This is a genomic window from Pseudomonas sp. R25(2017) (genome assembly GCF_002112565.1).
Taxonomy (GTDB): domain Bacteria; phylum Pseudomonadota; class Gammaproteobacteria; order Pseudomonadales; family Pseudomonadaceae; genus Aquipseudomonas; species Aquipseudomonas ekonensis.
Window position 1 is genome coordinate 1 of record NZ_NEHZ01000015.1, and the last position, 14,121, is coordinate 14,121.

Annotated in this window: 12 protein-coding genes; 3 read left to right on the plus strand and 9 right to left on the minus strand. The window is 65.9% G+C overall.

Translation table 11 applies throughout. The features are described 5' to 3' along the window. Positions 1-136: 136 nt before the first annotated feature. From lnt to miaB, 5 genes are all read right to left on the minus strand, one after another. On the minus strand, positions 137-1,660 hold the full coding sequence (gene lnt, locus CAG31_RS19040) for an apolipoprotein N-acyltransferase (RefSeq protein WP_085583997.1): 1,524 nt from the start codon (positions 1,658-1,660) through the stop codon (positions 137-139). A 15-nt stretch (positions 1,661-1,675) separates the two neighbouring features. Next, a complete protein-coding gene (locus CAG31_RS19045) occupies positions 1,676-2,515 on the minus strand; it encodes an HlyC/CorC family transporter (RefSeq protein ID WP_085583999.1) in 840 nt (279 codons plus the stop codon). A 5-nt stretch (positions 2,516-2,520) separates the two neighbouring features. Beyond that, complete coding sequence (ybeY, locus tag CAG31_RS19050; protein WP_085584001.1) at positions 2,521-3,015, minus strand: rRNA maturation RNase YbeY; 495 nt, start codon at positions 3,013-3,015, stop codon at positions 2,521-2,523. Next, positions 3,008-4,006 (minus strand): PhoH family protein, encoded by a 999-nt coding sequence (locus CAG31_RS19055; RefSeq protein ID WP_085584003.1) that lies wholly within the window; start codon positions 4,004-4,006, stop codon positions 3,008-3,010. Before CAG31_RS19055 ends, ybeY begins: the two co-directional genes overlap by 8 nt. A 144-nt stretch (positions 4,007-4,150) precedes the next feature. Further along, positions 4,151-5,479: a tRNA (N6-isopentenyl adenosine(37)-C2)-methylthiotransferase MiaB gene (miaB, locus tag CAG31_RS19060; RefSeq protein ID WP_085584005.1), complete on the minus strand. Its 1,329-nt coding sequence runs from the start codon at positions 5,477-5,479 to the stop codon at positions 4,151-4,153. Between the two features lie 134 nt (positions 5,480-5,613). Between miaB and CAG31_RS19065 the strand changes: the two genes are divergently transcribed. Continuing rightward, complete coding sequence (locus CAG31_RS19065; RefSeq protein ID WP_085584007.1) at positions 5,614-5,943, plus strand: DUF1820 family protein; 330 nt, start codon at positions 5,614-5,616, stop codon at positions 5,941-5,943. Between the two features lie 41 nt (positions 5,944-5,984). On the opposite strand, the gene CAG31_RS19070 is transcribed toward CAG31_RS19065, so the two are convergent. From CAG31_RS19070 to CAG31_RS19085, 4 genes are all read right to left on the minus strand, one after another. Beyond that, positions 5,985-6,539 carry a tetratricopeptide repeat protein gene (locus CAG31_RS19070; RefSeq protein WP_085584009.1) on the minus strand — a complete coding sequence of 185 codons (555 nt, stop codon included), beginning with the start codon at positions 6,537-6,539 and terminating at the stop codon, positions 5,985-5,987. Positions 6,540-6,765: 226 nt separating this feature from the next. Beyond that, positions 6,766-8,049 carry a glutamate-1-semialdehyde 2,1-aminomutase gene (hemL, locus tag CAG31_RS19075; RefSeq protein WP_085584011.1) on the minus strand — a complete coding sequence of 428 codons (1,284 nt, stop codon included), beginning with the start codon at positions 8,047-8,049 and terminating at the stop codon, positions 6,766-6,768. Between the two features lie 17 nt (positions 8,050-8,066). Next, positions 8,067-8,690, minus strand: a complete 624-nt coding sequence (gene thiE / locus CAG31_RS19080; protein ID WP_085584013.1) for a thiamine phosphate synthase — start codon at positions 8,688-8,690, stop codon at positions 8,067-8,069. 60 nt (positions 8,691-8,750) lie between these two features. Further along, a complete protein-coding gene (locus CAG31_RS19085) occupies positions 8,751-9,548 on the minus strand; it encodes a hydroxymethylpyrimidine/phosphomethylpyrimidine kinase (protein WP_085584015.1) in 798 nt (265 codons plus the stop codon). Positions 9,549-9,931: 383 nt separating this feature from the next. Between CAG31_RS19085 and CAG31_RS19090 the strand changes: the two genes are divergently transcribed. Next, the gene (locus CAG31_RS19090; protein ID WP_085584017.1) at positions 9,932-12,286 is read left to right on the plus strand and encodes a hybrid sensor histidine kinase/response regulator; all 2,355 of its coding nucleotides are present in this window, start codon (positions 9,932-9,934) and stop codon (positions 12,284-12,286) included. Between the two features lie 96 nt (positions 12,287-12,382). Next, positions 12,383-14,032, plus strand: coding sequence for an acyl-CoA dehydrogenase family protein (locus CAG31_RS19095; RefSeq protein WP_085584019.1), 1,650 nt, complete (start codon positions 12,383-12,385; stop codon positions 14,030-14,032). The last annotated feature ends 89 nt before the right edge of the window (positions 14,033-14,121 follow it).

A 14,121-nucleotide genomic window follows, 5' to 3' on the forward strand; every position in this document is an offset into this window, starting at 1 on the left:
GAGGAAGGGGCGAAATCTCCCACGGTCTGTACTGCGTCAACAGTCAGAATCCAGCCTAGTCCCTCCTCCTCCCTTCAAGTACCAGCATACAAGCCAGCCTGCTGGCGATGGCGCCGGTGAAGGCGCCGCGAAGCCTTCAGAGGGTCTTGGAGATCCGCCCGGCCATCAGCGCCCAGCCGAACAACAGCACGCACAGGATGATCAACGGCCACGAGCGCCATTGCAGGTACGGCGTCAGATCGTGCATCGGCACCACTTCGCCGTACAGCACGCCTTGCTCGAACTGCGGGATGCTTTCGGTGATGCGGCCGAACGGATCGATCAGGCCGGTGACGCCGTTGTTGGTGGCGCGGATCATCCAGCGTCCGGCCTCCAGGGCGCGCATCTGCGCCATCTGCAAATGCTGAAGCGGGCCGATGGAGGTGCCGAACCAGGTGTCGTTGCTGATGGTCAGCAGCAGGTCGCTGCGGGCGGACAGGCCGGCGGCGAACTCCGGGTATACCACTTCGTAGCAGATGAACGGGGCGATCTGGTAGCCCTTGGCCTGCAGCAACGCCTGGTCGGCCGGGCCGCGGGCGAAGTCGGACATTGGCAGGTCGAAGAACGCGATCAGCCCGCGCAGCAGATCCTGCAGCGGCACGTATTCGCCGAACGGCACCAGTTTCTGCTTCAGGTAGGTGCCGTCGCCTTCGCCGACCACGGTGATGCCGTTGAAGAAGCGCTTCTCGTGGCGCACGGTCTGGCGGATCGGCACCCCGGTGATCAGCGCCGATTTACGCTCGGCGGCGAAGGTGCCCATCATGTTCAGGTAGCCTTCGGCGGACTCCTTGAGCACCGGCACGGCGGTCTCCGGCCAGATCAGCAGATCCACCGGCTTGGACCGGAAGCTCAGGTCGCGGTACAGCGCCAACTGCGCGTTGAGCTGCGCCGGATCCCACTTCATGCTCTGCTCGACGTTGCCCTGGATCGCGGCGACGCTCAGCGGCGCGCCCGCCGGGCTGGTCCAGGCGTGGCCCTTGAGCGCGACGCCCGCCACCCACGGCCCGATCAGCAACAGCAGGCCGGCGGCCAAGAAACCCTTGCGGCCGCCGCTGAGCAGGCGCGGCATGTTGTGGAACAGTGCGGCGGTCAGCGCCAGGACGAACGACACCAACCACATGCCGCCCACTGGCGCCAGCCCGGCCAGCGGGCCGTCGAGCTGGCTGTAGCCGGAGTACAGCCAGGGGAAACCGGTGAGGAACCAACCCCGGAACGCCTCCTGGCCGACCCACAACGCCGCGAACGCCAGCGCATCGGCCAGCGGCGCTTCGTTGCGTCGCAGCCAGCGCGCCCAGAGCCAGGCGGGCAGGGCGAAGAACCAGGCGATCGCGGCGGTGAACAGCAGCATCAGGAAACCGGCCAGCAGCACCGAAGCGCCGCCGAAGTGGTGGATGCTGTAGTAGATCCAGCTGGTGCCGGCACCGAACAGGCCGAAGCCGAAGCACCAGCCCCGGCCGAGCGCCTGGCGCGGGCTCAGCTCGCGCAGGCCGGCATAGAACAGGCCCGCCGCCAGCAAGGCCAGCGGCCAGATGTCGAACGGCGCCAGAGAGAGGGTGGTGATTGCGCCGGCCGCCACGGCCAGCAGGTTACCGGGCCAGCCGGGGCGGGTTATCCAGCGCATTTCTATCCTTGGAGGTCAGCGGGCGATTGGGGTCAGTCGCAGCAAGTGGATCCGACGGCTGTCGGCGTTCAGGATGCGGAAGCGGTAAGCGCCGATCTCGGTGATCTCGTTGCGCTTGGGCAGGTGCCCGAACGCGCTCATCACCAGGCCGCCGACGGTGTCGAACTCGTCGTCGGAGAACTCGCTGTCGAAGAACTCGTTGAAGTTCTCGATCGGGGTCAGGGCCTTGATCAGGAAATCGCCGCTGGGCAGCGGCTTGATGTAGCTGTCCTCTTCGACGTCGTGCTCGTCCTCGATGTCGCCGACGATCTGTTCCAGCACGTCTTCGATGGTCACCAGGCCCGCCACGCCGCCGTATTCGTCGATGACGATGGCCATGTGGTTATGGTTGGCGCGGAATTCGCGCAGCAGCACGTTCAGGCGCTTGGACTCCGGCACGAAGGTGGCCGGGCGCAGCAGGTCCTTGATGTTGAAGCTCTCGCCGTTCTCCTTGAGGATCAGCGGCAGCAGATCCTTGGCCAGCAGCACGCCCATCACGTCGTCGTGGCTTTCGCCGATGACCGGATAGCGCGAGTGGGCCGAGTCGACCACGGCGGGGAGAAATTCGCGGGGCGTCTGGGTCGCCTTGATGCTGACCATCTGCGAACGCGGCACCATGATGTCGCGCACCTGCAGGTCGGCGACCTGGATGGCGCCTTCGACGATGGCCAGCGCTTCGCTGTCCAGCAGCTTGTTCTGATGGGCGTCGCGCAGCAGCTCCATCAGCTCCTGGCGGTTCTTCGGCTCGTGGGCAAAAGCCTGGGTGATCTTGCCCAGCCATGACTTCTGCCCGTTGCTCGATCGATCTTCGCTCATAGCGATTACTCTGAATCCTTTGTCGTAACGGTAGGGGATGTTTCGGTTTCGTCGTCCGCGTACGGATCGGGGTAGCCCAGTTCGGCAAGCAACTCGCGTTCCAGGGCTTCCATCTCTTCGGCTTCATCGTCATCGATGTGATCGTAGCCCAGCAGATGCAGGCAGCCGTGAATGACCAGATGGGCCCAGTGGGCGTCGAGCGCCTTGCCTTGCTCGGCAGCCTCGCGCTCGACCACGGCCACGCAGATCACCAGGTCGCCCAGCAGCGGGATGTCGAGAAACTCGTCGGGCACTTCGGCGGGGAACGAAAGGACGTTGGTCGCGTAGTCCTTCTGGCGCCAGGTGCGGTTCAGCTCGCGGCCTTCGGCCTCGTCCACCAGACGGATGGTCATTTCCGAGTCGGCGGTGCGCTGGCGCAGGGCCAGTTCGCACCAGCGGCGGAATTCGGCTTCGCTCGGCGCGGGCGCCTCGGTGGCGGTTTGCAGGTCTAGCTCAAGCATCGCGCGGGGGTTCCTTGGCCGCTTCGGCACGGGTCTCGAAGCGCTCGTAGGCTTCGACGATGCGCTGCACCAGCGGATGGCGCACCACGTCCTTGGGCTGGAAATGGGTGAAGCTGATGCCCGGCACGTCCTTCAGCACCTCGATCACATGGTGCAGCCCGGACTTGGTGCCGCGCGGCAGGTCGACCTGGGTGATGTCGCCGGTGATGACGGCGGTCGAGCCGAAGCCGATCCGGGTCAGGAACATTTTCATCTGTTCGACGGTGGTGTTCTGGCTTTCGTCGAGGATGATGAAGCTGTTGTTCAGCGTGCGGCCGCGCATGTAGGCCAGCGGCGCGACTTCGATCACCTGGCGTTCGATCAGCTTGGCCACGTATTCGAAGCCGAGCATTTCGTAGAGCGCGTCGTAGAGGGGGCGCAGGTACGGGTCGATCTTCTGGGCCAGGTCGCCGGGCAGGAAGCCGAGCTTTTCGCCCGCCTCGACCGCCGGGCGCACCAGCAGGATGCGCCGCACCTGTTCACGCTCCAGCGCGTCCACGGCACAGGCCACGGCCAGGTAGGTCTTGCCGGTGCCGGCCGGGCCGATGCCGAAGTTGATGTCGTTGCCGAGGATTTCCTTCACGTAGCGCAGCTGATTCAGGCCGCGCGGGCGAATCATGCCTTTCTTGGTGCGCAAGGCGACGGACGGTTCGGCGGGGGAGTGCTTGTCCAGTTCTTCGACGGCCGATTCCTGCAGGTACAGGTGCACCATGTCCGGCGACAGCTCCGTACCCTTGGTTTCCCGGTACAGGCGGCGCAGCAGGTTTTCCGCGGAAGTGGTGTGCTTGGGTTCGCCGATCAGTTCGAACTGGTTGCCGCGGTTGCGGATCTCGATGGCCAGGCGCTGTTCGATCAGGCGCAGGTGCTCGTCGAACTGCCCGCACAGATTGGCGAAGCGACGAGCCTCGAAGGGCTCAAGGATGAAGCGATGGGGTTCTATGGGTGCGTTCAAGGTCGTATTTAGCCGCCCTGGGGCAATAATGATGAAATCAAGGATAACGCCAGTGGCGTGGGTGCGAAAGCTCTTAAATCTTGCAAGGTGAATGGCCGACGTTGCGGGGGCGGGCAAGCCCGTTCCCGCCGTTGCTCTGTACCGTCAGCCGATCAGCGAGCCGCGAAGCGAGTGCGGCTGCGCCGAATCGATGTGCACGTCGGCGAACTGCCCGATCAGGGTCGGATTGTCGCAGCGGAAGTTGACGATACGGTTATTCTCGGTGCGCCCCTGCAGTTCGCCCGGATCCTTCTTCGAGTAGTCGGTGACCAGGATGCGCTGGGTGGTGCCGACCATTTGTCGGCTGATCTCGAAGCCCTGTTGGTTCAGGCGGTGCTGCAGCGCGTTCAGGCGTTCCTTTTTCAGCTCTTCCGGGGTGTCGTCTGCCAGGTCGGCCGCCGGGGTGCCCGGGCGCTGGCTGTAGACGAACGAGTAGGAGAAGTCGAAGCCGACGTCGGCGATCAGCTTCATGGTCTGTTCGAAGTCTTTCTCGGTCTCGCCGGGGAAGCCGACGATGAAGTCGGAGCTGATGCAGATGCCCGGCACGGCGGCGCGCAGTTTGCGCAGCTTGGACTTGTACTCCAGCGCCGTGTGGTTGCGCTTCATGGCCGCCAGGATCCGGTCGGAGCCCGACTGCACCGGCAGGTGCAGGTGCTTGACCAGCTCCGGCACGTCGGCGTGGGCCTGGATCAGGCTGTCGGAGAACTCCAGCGGGTGCGAGGTGGTGTAGCGGATGCGGTCGATGCCGTCGACGGCTGCGACCACCCGGATCAGCTCGGCCAGGTCCGCCAGGCGGCCGTCGTGGGTCAGGCCGCGGTAGCCATTGACGTTCTGCCCCAGCAGGGTGACTTCGCGCACGCCGTTTTCGGCCAGGTGGATGATCTCGGCGATCACGTCGTCGAACGGCCGGCTGACTTCCTCGCCGCGGGTGTAGGGCACCACGCAGAACGTGCAGTACTTGCTGCAGCCTTCCATCACCGACACGTAGGCGCTCGGGCCGTCGATGCGCGGCTCGGGCAGGTGGTCGAACTTCTCGATCTCCGGGAACGAGACGTCCACCTGCGGCAGCTTGCTGATGCGTGCGGCGTCGATCATTTCCGGCAGGCGGTGCAGGGTCTGCGGGCCGAACACCACATCGACGTAGGGCGCGCGGTCGCGGATCGCCGCGCCTTCCTGGCTGGCCACGCAGCCGCCGACGGCGATGACCATCTCCGGGTTGGCCAGTTTCAGTTCGCGCCAACGGCCGAGCTGGGAGTACACCCGGTCCTGGGCGCGTTCGCGGATCGAGCAGGTGTTGAGCAGAATCACGTCGGCGTCTTCGGCGCGGGCGGTGACTTCCAGGGCCTGGTGTTCACCCAGCAGATCGACCATGCGCGAGCTGTCGTACTCGTTCATCTGGCAGCCGTGGGTTTCGATGTAGAGCTTTTTGGCCATGGATTCAGGTCGTCACGTGATTCGAAGAACCGCGCATTATAGGGAACATGTCCAAAGGTTCCTACCGCTGCGCGACCGGTGCCTGTGCTATAGTTTGCGCCCTCATTTTTGCCCCGATGTGTTGTCCGCCCGCCATGACCAAACGCGAAGCTCCGATCTACAAGGTGATTTTCCTCAACCAGGGCCAGGTGTTCGAAATGTACGCCAAGCAGATCTACCAAAGCGATCTGTGGGGTTTTCTGGAAGTGGAAGAGTTCGTCTTCGGCGAGCGCACCCAGGTGGTCGTGGATCCGAGCGAAGAGAAGCTCAAGGCCCAGTTCGAAGGCGTGGTGCGCAGCTTCGTGCCGATGCATTCGATCGTGCGCATCGACGAGGTCGAGCGCCTCGGCACGCCGAAGATCAGCGAGGCCCGGGCCGGCACCGGCAACGTGATGCCGTTTCCGATGCCGATGCCTGAGAAGTAAGCCACGGCTCACTTGCCGCACTCACGGCAGACCAGCGGGTTTCAGGGCAGCGGCGAGAAAGGCGTGCGCCCGTCCGCGCTCTGCAGTTCCATCAGGTATTTACGGAAAATTTGCCCCAGCACCTGGGTGGCGGTCTCGAGGTCTTCTCGGGGCATCTTCTCGGCGACTTCGTCGGCGGTGTCCAACGCATCCTCGGCGCCGTTGACCGCCGCCATCTTCAGCACGATATAGGCCTGGATGTTGTTGGCCTGCACGCCTTCGCCGTGGAAGAACATGGTGCCGAGCTTGAACTGCGCCTGGGCGTGGCCCTGCAGCGAGGCCTTTTCGAAGTAGTTGAGGGCTTGGTTGAGGTCGCGCGGTGCGTTCTTGCCGTCGTAGTAGAATTCGCCCAACTCGTATTGCGCTTGCGCATCCCCTTCGTCCGCAGCCTTCTGGCAGGCGGCGAGGGCCTGCGTGACGTCTTGCGGCTGGGTGTTGAGGGTGCAACGCCCCATCGCCGGGATCAACAACGAGTTGCCGCCTGCCTGTGCATGTGCAAGCAGCGGCTGAAGGAGCAACAGGCAGCCCAAGGCAAGGGTGCGGCCGGTGCGGTTCATGGGAATCGACTTACCTCTGAAGGGCACGCGGACCCGTCGAGGGATCCAATAAGCGCGCATTATGAAATAAGCAGGCCCAACCTTACAAAGTCTTTACTCGATTTTCTGCTGCGCGGAGCGCTGGTCGCCCGGTTTGCAGGCGATTGTCGGCGGCGATGCAGGAAAAAACGCTCAGGTGTAGGCAAACGCTGACGCCGGCATTGGCCAACGTCAGCGTCAGGGCGGATTACTTCAGGGCGGCGAAGGCGCGTTCGGCGGCGTCCAGGGTCAGTTTCAGTTCCGCTTCGCCGTGGGCGATGGAGGTGAAACCGGCTTCGAAGGCGCTCGGCGCCAGGTACACGCCGCCTTCGAGCATCAGGTGGAAGAAGCGTCCGAACAGGGCGGCGTCGCTGGCCATCACATCGTCGAAGGTGACGATGTCGTCGGCGCCGCTGAAGTACAGGCCGAACATACCGCCGGCCTGGGTGGTCACGAACGGGATGCCGGCGGCGTCGGCGCGTTGCTGCAGACCGTCGAGCAGGCGGGTGGTGTAGTCGGTCAGCTCGGCGTGGAAGCCCGGACGGCTGATCAGGCGCAGGGTGGTGAGGCCGGCGGCCATGGCCAGCGGGTTGCCCGACAGCGTGCCGGCCTGGTAGACCGGGCCCAGCGGCGCGATGCGCTGCATGATCTCGCGCTTGCCGCCGAAGCAGCCGACCGGCATGCCGCCGCCGATGATCTTGCCGAAGGTGGTCAGATCCGGCGTCACGCCGTAGTGGGCCTGGGCACCGCCGAGGGCGACGCGGAAACCGGTCATCACTTCGTCGAAGATCAGTACGACGCCGTGGCGGTCGCACAGGCTGCGCAGGCCTTCGAGGAAGCCCGGCGCCGGCGGCACGCAGTTCATGTTGCCGGCCACCGGCTCGACGATGATGCAGGCGACGTCCTGGCCGACTTCGGCGAGCATCTTCTCGACGGCGCCGATGTCGTTGAACGGCAGGGTCAGGGTGTGCTTGGCGAATGCCGCCGGCACGCCGGCCGAGCTCGGCACGCCCTGGGTCAATGCGCCGGAGCCGGCCTTGACCAGCAGGCTGTCGGAGTGGCCGTGGTAGCAGCCTTCGAACTTGATGATGCTGTCGCGGCCGGTGAAGCCACGGGCCAGGCGGATGGCGCTCATGGTCGCTTCGGTGCCGGAGCTGACCATGCGCACCATGTCCATCGACGGCACCAGCGAGCAGACCAGGTCGGCCATCTCGGTTTCCATGGCGGTCGGGGCGCCGTAGGACAGGCCGTGCTCCAGTTGCTTGCGCACGGCGTCCAGCACGTCCGGATGGCTGTGGCCGAGGATCATCGGGCCCCACGAACCTACGTAATCCACATAGCGCTTGTCGTCTTCGTCGGTGACGTAGGCGCCTTCGGCATGCTTGAAGAACAGCGGGGTGCCGCCGACGCTCTTGAACGCGCGGACCGGCGAGTTGACGCCGCCGGGGATGTGTTTCTGGGCATTGGCAAACAGGGTTTCGGAACGGGACATGATCGGGCTCTCGAAGGTCAGGATTTGAACAATTCATTGAATGCGCGGGCGCGGCGCGTCACCTCGGCGGTGCTGTCGGCACCGAACAGGCCGTGGACGACCGCCAACAGGTCGGCGCCGTGGGCCACCAGCGGGGCGGCGTTGTCCAAGGTGATGCCGCCGATCGCGCAGATCGGCAGATGCAGCGTGCGGCGGGCCTCGTCGAGCAGGCCGAGGCTGCAGCTCGGGGCGCCGGGCTTGGTGCTGGAGTTGAAGAAGCGGCCGAAGGCGACGTAGCTGGCGCCTTCCTTCACCGCCTGTTCGGCCAGGTCGAGCTGCGCGTGGCAGGTCGAGCCGATGATCGCCTTCGGCCCCAGCAGGGCGCGGGTCGGCGACAGCGGGCCGTCGGTCTGGCCCAGGTGCACGCCGACGCCCAGGCGGGCGGCCAGCTCGGCGTCATCGTTGATGATCAGGCGGGTGCCGTGGCGCTCGCACAGCTCGCGCAAGGCTTCGGCCTCGCGCAGGCGGCGGGCGTCGTCGCCGCTCTTGTCGCGGTATTGCAGGAGTGTGACGCCGCCTTCCAGCGCCGCCTCCACGTAAGGCAGAAACTTGCCCGCCAGCAGCGTGCTGTCGGTGATGGCGTACAGGCCACGTAATTTCATCGCACAGGCCTCCCGGCGTCAGGCGCGGAACATCAGGTGCGCCGCGTCAGCGGCGCTGCATCAGGCGCAGAAGTCCAGCGGCAGGCGGCGCGGCACGAACTGGCCTTTGCCCAGCCGCTCGGCGTCGCGCAGGGTGCGCCAGGTGTAGTCCAGGGCGCTGCGCACGGCGCTGGCCAGGTCTTCGCCCAAGGCCAGCCGACCGGCCAGGGTGCTGGCCAGGGTGCAGCCGGAACCGTGGTAGCTGCCCGGCAGGCGCTGGCAGAGGAAGGTCTCGCGCAGGCCGTCGCGGCTGTACAGGCGGTTGTGGATTTGCGTCTCGTCGCCGTGGCCGCCGGTGATCAGCAGGTGTTTGACGAACGGCAGGAGCTTTTCTGCGCACTCGTCCGCGGTGCCTTCGGGCAGTTCGGCGAGGATCCGCGCCTCGGGCAGGTTCGGGGTGGCGATGGCGGACAGCGGCAGCAGGCGTTCGCGCATGGCGTAGCCGACCTCGTCCTTGCCCAGGCGTCCGCCGCCGCCGGCGCGCAGCACCGGGTCGCAGACCACCGGCAGGTGCGGGTGCGCCTGGAGCAGTTCGACGACTGTGTCGACCATTTCCAGGGAACCGAGCATGCCCAGCTTCACCGCTGCGACGTCGGAGTCGTTGAGCACGGCATTGGCCTGGGCCAACACCCACTCGCGGTCGAGGACGCGGAAATCGGTGACGTTGACCGTGTCCTGCACGGTCAGGGCGGTGACGGCCGGAGCCGCATGGCAACCCTGGGCGAGCAGGGCTTCGATATCTGCCTGCAGGCCGGCGCCGCCACTGGGGTCGTGGCCGGAGAGACAGAGGACAACGGGGCGGGAGCTATAGGTATTCATGGTGCGCGAGCTTACCACCAATCCCGGTGTGCGGGTTCAGCTGTGGTGAGGGAGCTTGCTGCCGCCGGGCCGCAAAGCGGCCTCGATGCGCCGTTCTGCCGACACATCCGGATCAATGGCATGGCGACGGATCGGGAGCACGCGCCGTCCCCGCAACGGACTGCACTGTCACAATCTGACCAAGCCAACAGCTCTAGCCCGGTGCTTTGCTCTGAAACGCCCGTTCTAGAGCCTCTGTGGGAAAAATTTCCATGGTGCTCAATGGCCATCAACGGCTATGCTAGAGTGGATCCAAACCAATAACAGGTAATACCGGTTTTACGTCTTCTCAAAGGGAATGGGGGGCTTCCTGACGCAACCGGACAAGCCACGCTGGGGCTTCAATGCGCTATTTGCTGATGTTGCTGTTCTGCTTGCCCCTCCTGGCGAGCGCCGTCGAGTTCGACGAATTCACCCAGAGCCTCCCCCTGGGCCGATCCCTGCAAGTGTTCGAAGACCCGAGCGGTCAGGCGACCTTCGCCGATGTCCGCGCGCAAGACGCTGCCGGCCGCTTCAAGCCGCATGACAAGGCCACGCTCAACGCCGGCTATTCGCGCTCGGCGTTCTGGCTGAAGATCGATCTGCTTTACCGCCCGAACAATCCGGCGGCGCAGCGCACCTGGCTGCTGGAGCTGGCCTACCCGCCGCTCGACCACCTGGACCTCTACCTGCCCGATGCGACGGGCGCCTACCGCCTGACGCGCCAGACCGGCGATGCCCTGCCGTTCGCCAGCCGCGAGATCCGCCAGAACAATTACCTGTTCGACCTGGCCTTCGAACCGGGCCAGGCGCAGACCGTTTACCTCAGGCTGGCCAGCGAAGGCTCGATCCAGGCCCCGGTGACGCTGTGGTCGAGCACCGCCTACCTGGAAGGCCAGCCGGTGCGCCTGTACGTGCTGGGCATCATTTATGGCGTGCTGCTGGGGATGCTGGTGTACAACCTGTTCATCTACCTCAGCGTGCGCGACACCAGTTACCTCTATTACATCTTCTACATCGCCTCGTTCGGCCTGTACCAACTGTCGGTCAACGGTGCGGCGGTGGAGTACTTCTGGCCTGACAACCCGTGGTGGGCCAACGCCGCCACGCCGTTCTTCATCGGCTGTGCGGGGCTGTTCGGCAGCCAGTTCGCCCGCAGCTTCCTGCAGACCAAAGACCACAGCCGCTGGCTCGACCGGCTGCTGATCGCCCTGATCGTGTTCGGCGCGCTGGTGGTGGGCCTGTCGCTGATGACCAGTTACGGGCTGGCGCTGCGCCTGGCGACGACCCTGGCGCTGACCTTCACCGTGGTGATCTTCGCCGCCGGGATCCTGGCCTGGTGGCGCGGCCTGCGGGTGGCGCGCTATTTCATCATTGCGTGGTCGGCGTTCCTGCTCGGCGGGGTGGTCAACACCCTGATGGTGCTGGGCGTGCTGCCGAACGTGTTCCTGACCATGTACGCCAGCCAGATCGGCTCGGCCATCGAAGTGGCGCTGCTGTCGCTGGCCCTGGCCGACCGCATCAACGCCATGCGCGAGCAGCAGGCCCAGACCCTGCTTGAGGCCGGGCAGAAACTGGAAGTGCTCAACCAGCAACTGGCCCACAGCAACAAGCTCAAGGACGAGTTCCTGGCGACCCTGACCCACGAGTTGCGCACGCCGATGAACGGCGTGATCGGCTCGCTGGAACTGATGCAGACCGTCGAACTGGATCCGGAACTGGAGCAATACCAGCAGACCGCCGCCGGCTCCGCCCGGGACATGATGCGCATGGTCAACGGCATTCTCACCCTCACCGAACTGCAGGCCGGCAAGCTCAAGGCGACGTCGGGCAGCTTCAGCCTGCGGGGGGTGATCGAGGCGTTGCGGGTGCAGTTCGACGGCAATGCGTCGAGCAAGGCCCTGGATTTCAAGGTCGATGTGCTGCCGACCTTGCCCGACCGCCTGCACGGCGACAGCGGCAAACTGGCGCAATGCCTGGAATGCCTGTTGGACAACGCGATCAAGTTCACCCGGGTCGGCGGGCTGGCCCTGCGGGTCACCGGCAAGCCGTCCCAAGGCAACCGGTTGGCGCTGTCGTTCGCGGTGATCGACACTGGCATCGGCTTCACCGACCTGGGCGAGGCGACGCTGTACCAGCGGTTCTTCCAGCTCGACGGCTCGATGACCCGGGAGTACGGCGGCCTGGGCGTCGGCCTGGCGATCTGCCGGCAACTGGTCGAATTGTTGGGCGGCAAGCTCACCCACCGTTCCGAGCCCGGGCGCGGCAGCCGGTTCCAGCTGGATGTCGAATTCGAACTGCCGGCGCTCGAACCTGCTCCCGTCTCGCTGCACAGCGCTGACGGCACGCGGGTGCCGCAGGATTGCACCGTTCTGTTGGTGGACGACAACAGCGTCAATCAACTGGTCATGCGCGGCATGCTGCTCAAGCTCGGCTTCCGGGTGCGCACGGCCGACCACGGCGAGGCGGCGCTCGAATGCCTGCAGCGCGAAACGTTCGACGCGGTGCTGATCGATTGCCAGTTGCCGCCGCTGGACGGCGCGTCGCTGTGCTGCCGGATCCACGATCTGCCCGGTTGCGCCCACCTGCCGGTGTTCGTCCTGGCGCTGGGGGCCGAGCGGGAGCGCTGTGCGGCGGACGCCGTGATCGACTACCTGGGCAAACCGGTGAAATTCGAAGAGTTGCAGGCGGCTCTGGAGCGCCGGGTGTTGTGTCGCTGATAGGGTGAAACCGCCGAGAGTTCGGCGCAAATGACACTTTGTCCGGCCACGGCGCGGTGCTTAACTGAACGCCTGGCAGACAGGAGGAGCCCCGTCATGAACCTGCATCAGTTCGCCGAAACCCACGAAGTCACCAACCAGCCGCCGTCGCTGGACGGCGCCAACCTGTACCGCATCGACCTGCCGCTGCAGGAGTGGTCGCGGCGCTTCGGCGCCGGTTGGGCCGAGTCGCGGATCGACGCCTACGGCGCCCTGGCCGGCGGGCCATTGATGGAGGCCGGGTTCCTCGCCAACCAGAACAAGCCGGTGTTCGCCAGCCATGACCGCTACGGCCACCGCATCGACCTGGTGGAGTTCCACCCCGCGTACCACGAGCTGATGCGCACGGCCATCGAGCACGGCCTGACCTCGCTGCCCTGGGCTCATCCGCAGGACGGCGCCCATGTGGCGCGGGCGTCCATGACCTACCTGCATAGCCAGGCCGAGGCCGGCAGCGGCTGCCCGCTGACCATGACTTTCGCCAGCGTGCCGGCGATGCGCCTGCAGCCGGACCTGGCCGAGCGCTGGCTGCCGAAGATCCTCGCCACCGAATACGACCCGCGCAACGTCGGCATGGTCCACAAGGCGGGCGTGACCATCGGCATGGCCATGACCGAGAAGCAGGGCGGCACCGACGTGCGCGCCAACACCACCAAGGCGTTCCCCGTGGGCGCCGGCGGCCCGGGCCAGGCCTATGAGCTGGTGGGGCACAAGTGGTTCTGTTCGGCGCCGATGTGCGATGCGTTCCTGACCCTGGCGCAGACCGACAAGGGCCTGAGCTGTTTCCTGCTGCCGCGCCACCGCCCGGACGACACGCGCAACCAGTTCTATATCCAGCGCCTGAAGAACAAGCTCGGCAACTGCTCCAACGCCTCCAGCGAAGTGGAGTTCCGCGGGGCGCTGGCGTGGATGGTCGGCGAGGAGGGGCGCGGGGTGCCGACGATCATCGAGATGGTCGCCATGACCCGGTTCGACTGCATGGTCGGCTCCAGTTCGCTGATGCGCCAGGCGCTGACCCAGGCCAGCCACCACTGTGCGCACCGCAAGGTGGGCGGCAAGCTGCTCAGCGAGCAGCCGCTGATGCAGAACGTGCTGGCCGACCTGGCGCTGGAAAGCGAAGCGGCGCTGGCCCTGAGCCTGCGCATGGGCCGGGCGCTGGACCGTCTGGACGACCGCCACGAAGCGCAGTTCGCGCGGTTGGTGACGGCGGTGGGCAAGTATTGGATCTGCAAGCGCGCCCCGGCCATGATCAACGAAGCCGCCGAGTGCATGGGCGGTGCCGGCTACGTCGAAGACAGCATCCTGCCGCGGCTGTACCGCGAGGCGCCGGTCAACTCGACCTGGGAAGGTTCCGGCAACGTGCAGTGCCTGGATGTGCTGCGCGCCCTGTCGAAAGAGCCGGGCGTGCTCGACGGGCTGTTCCATGAACTGGGCGACGGCCACGGCGACCCGCGCCTGGCCGCGCACATCCAGCGGTTGCAGGCGGCGTTCAAGGACACCGGCGACATCCAGTACCGCGCGCGGCAACTGACCGAAGACATCGCCCTCGGCCTGCAGGCGAAGCTGTTGCTGGAGGCCGGGAATGCGGCGGTCAGCGACGCCTTCATCGCCAGCCGCCTCGACGGCGCGGGCCGGGTCTATGGCGCATTGCCCCGTGGCGTGGACGTGGCGGCCATTGTCGCCCGCTCGACGCCGCAGGGTTTCTGATCCCGCCCCGATCCCACAAGGGGGGCGCCAGGCACAAAACACTGTGGGAGCCAGCCTGCTGGCGATGGCGTCAGCTCATGCGCCGCAGG

Bases quoted from the DNA above. Each gene is read 5' to 3' on its own strand.
- miaB (WP_085584005.1), bottom strand. From the start codon at position 5,479: ATGGCCAAAAAGCTCTACATCGAAACCCACGGCTGCCAGATGAACGAG.
- hemL (WP_085584011.1), bottom strand. From the start codon at position 8,049: ATGTCCCGTTCCGAAACCCTGTTTGCCAATGCCCAGAAACACATCCCC.
- CAG31_RS19065 (WP_085584007.1), top strand. From the start codon at position 5,614: ATGACCAAACGCGAAGCTCCGATCTACAAGGTGATTTTCCTCAACCAG.
- CAG31_RS19095 (WP_085584019.1), top strand. From the start codon at position 12,383: ATGAACCTGCATCAGTTCGCCGAAACCCACGAAGTCACCAACCAGCCG.
- CAG31_RS19045 (WP_085583999.1), bottom strand. From the start codon at position 2,515: ATGAGCGAAGATCGATCGAGCAACGGGCAGAAGTCATGGCTGGGCAAG.
- CAG31_RS19090 (WP_085584017.1), top strand. From the start codon at position 9,932: ATGCGCTATTTGCTGATGTTGCTGTTCTGCTTGCCCCTCCTGGCGAGC.
- CAG31_RS19070 (WP_085584009.1), bottom strand. From the start codon at position 6,539: ATGAACCGCACCGGCCGCACCCTTGCCTTGGGCTGCCTGTTGCTCCTT.
- CAG31_RS19085 (WP_085584015.1), bottom strand. From the start codon at position 9,548: ATGAATACCTATAGCTCCCGCCCCGTTGTCCTCTGTCTCTCCGGCCAC.
- ybeY (WP_085584001.1), bottom strand. From the start codon at position 3,015: ATGCTTGAGCTAGACCTGCAAACCGCCACCGAGGCGCCCGCGCCGAGC.
- thiE (WP_085584013.1), bottom strand. From the start codon at position 8,690: ATGAAATTACGTGGCCTGTACGCCATCACCGACAGCACGCTGCTGGCG.
- lnt (WP_085583997.1), bottom strand. From the start codon at position 1,660: ATGCGCTGGATAACCCGCCCCGGCTGGCCCGGTAACCTGCTGGCCGTG.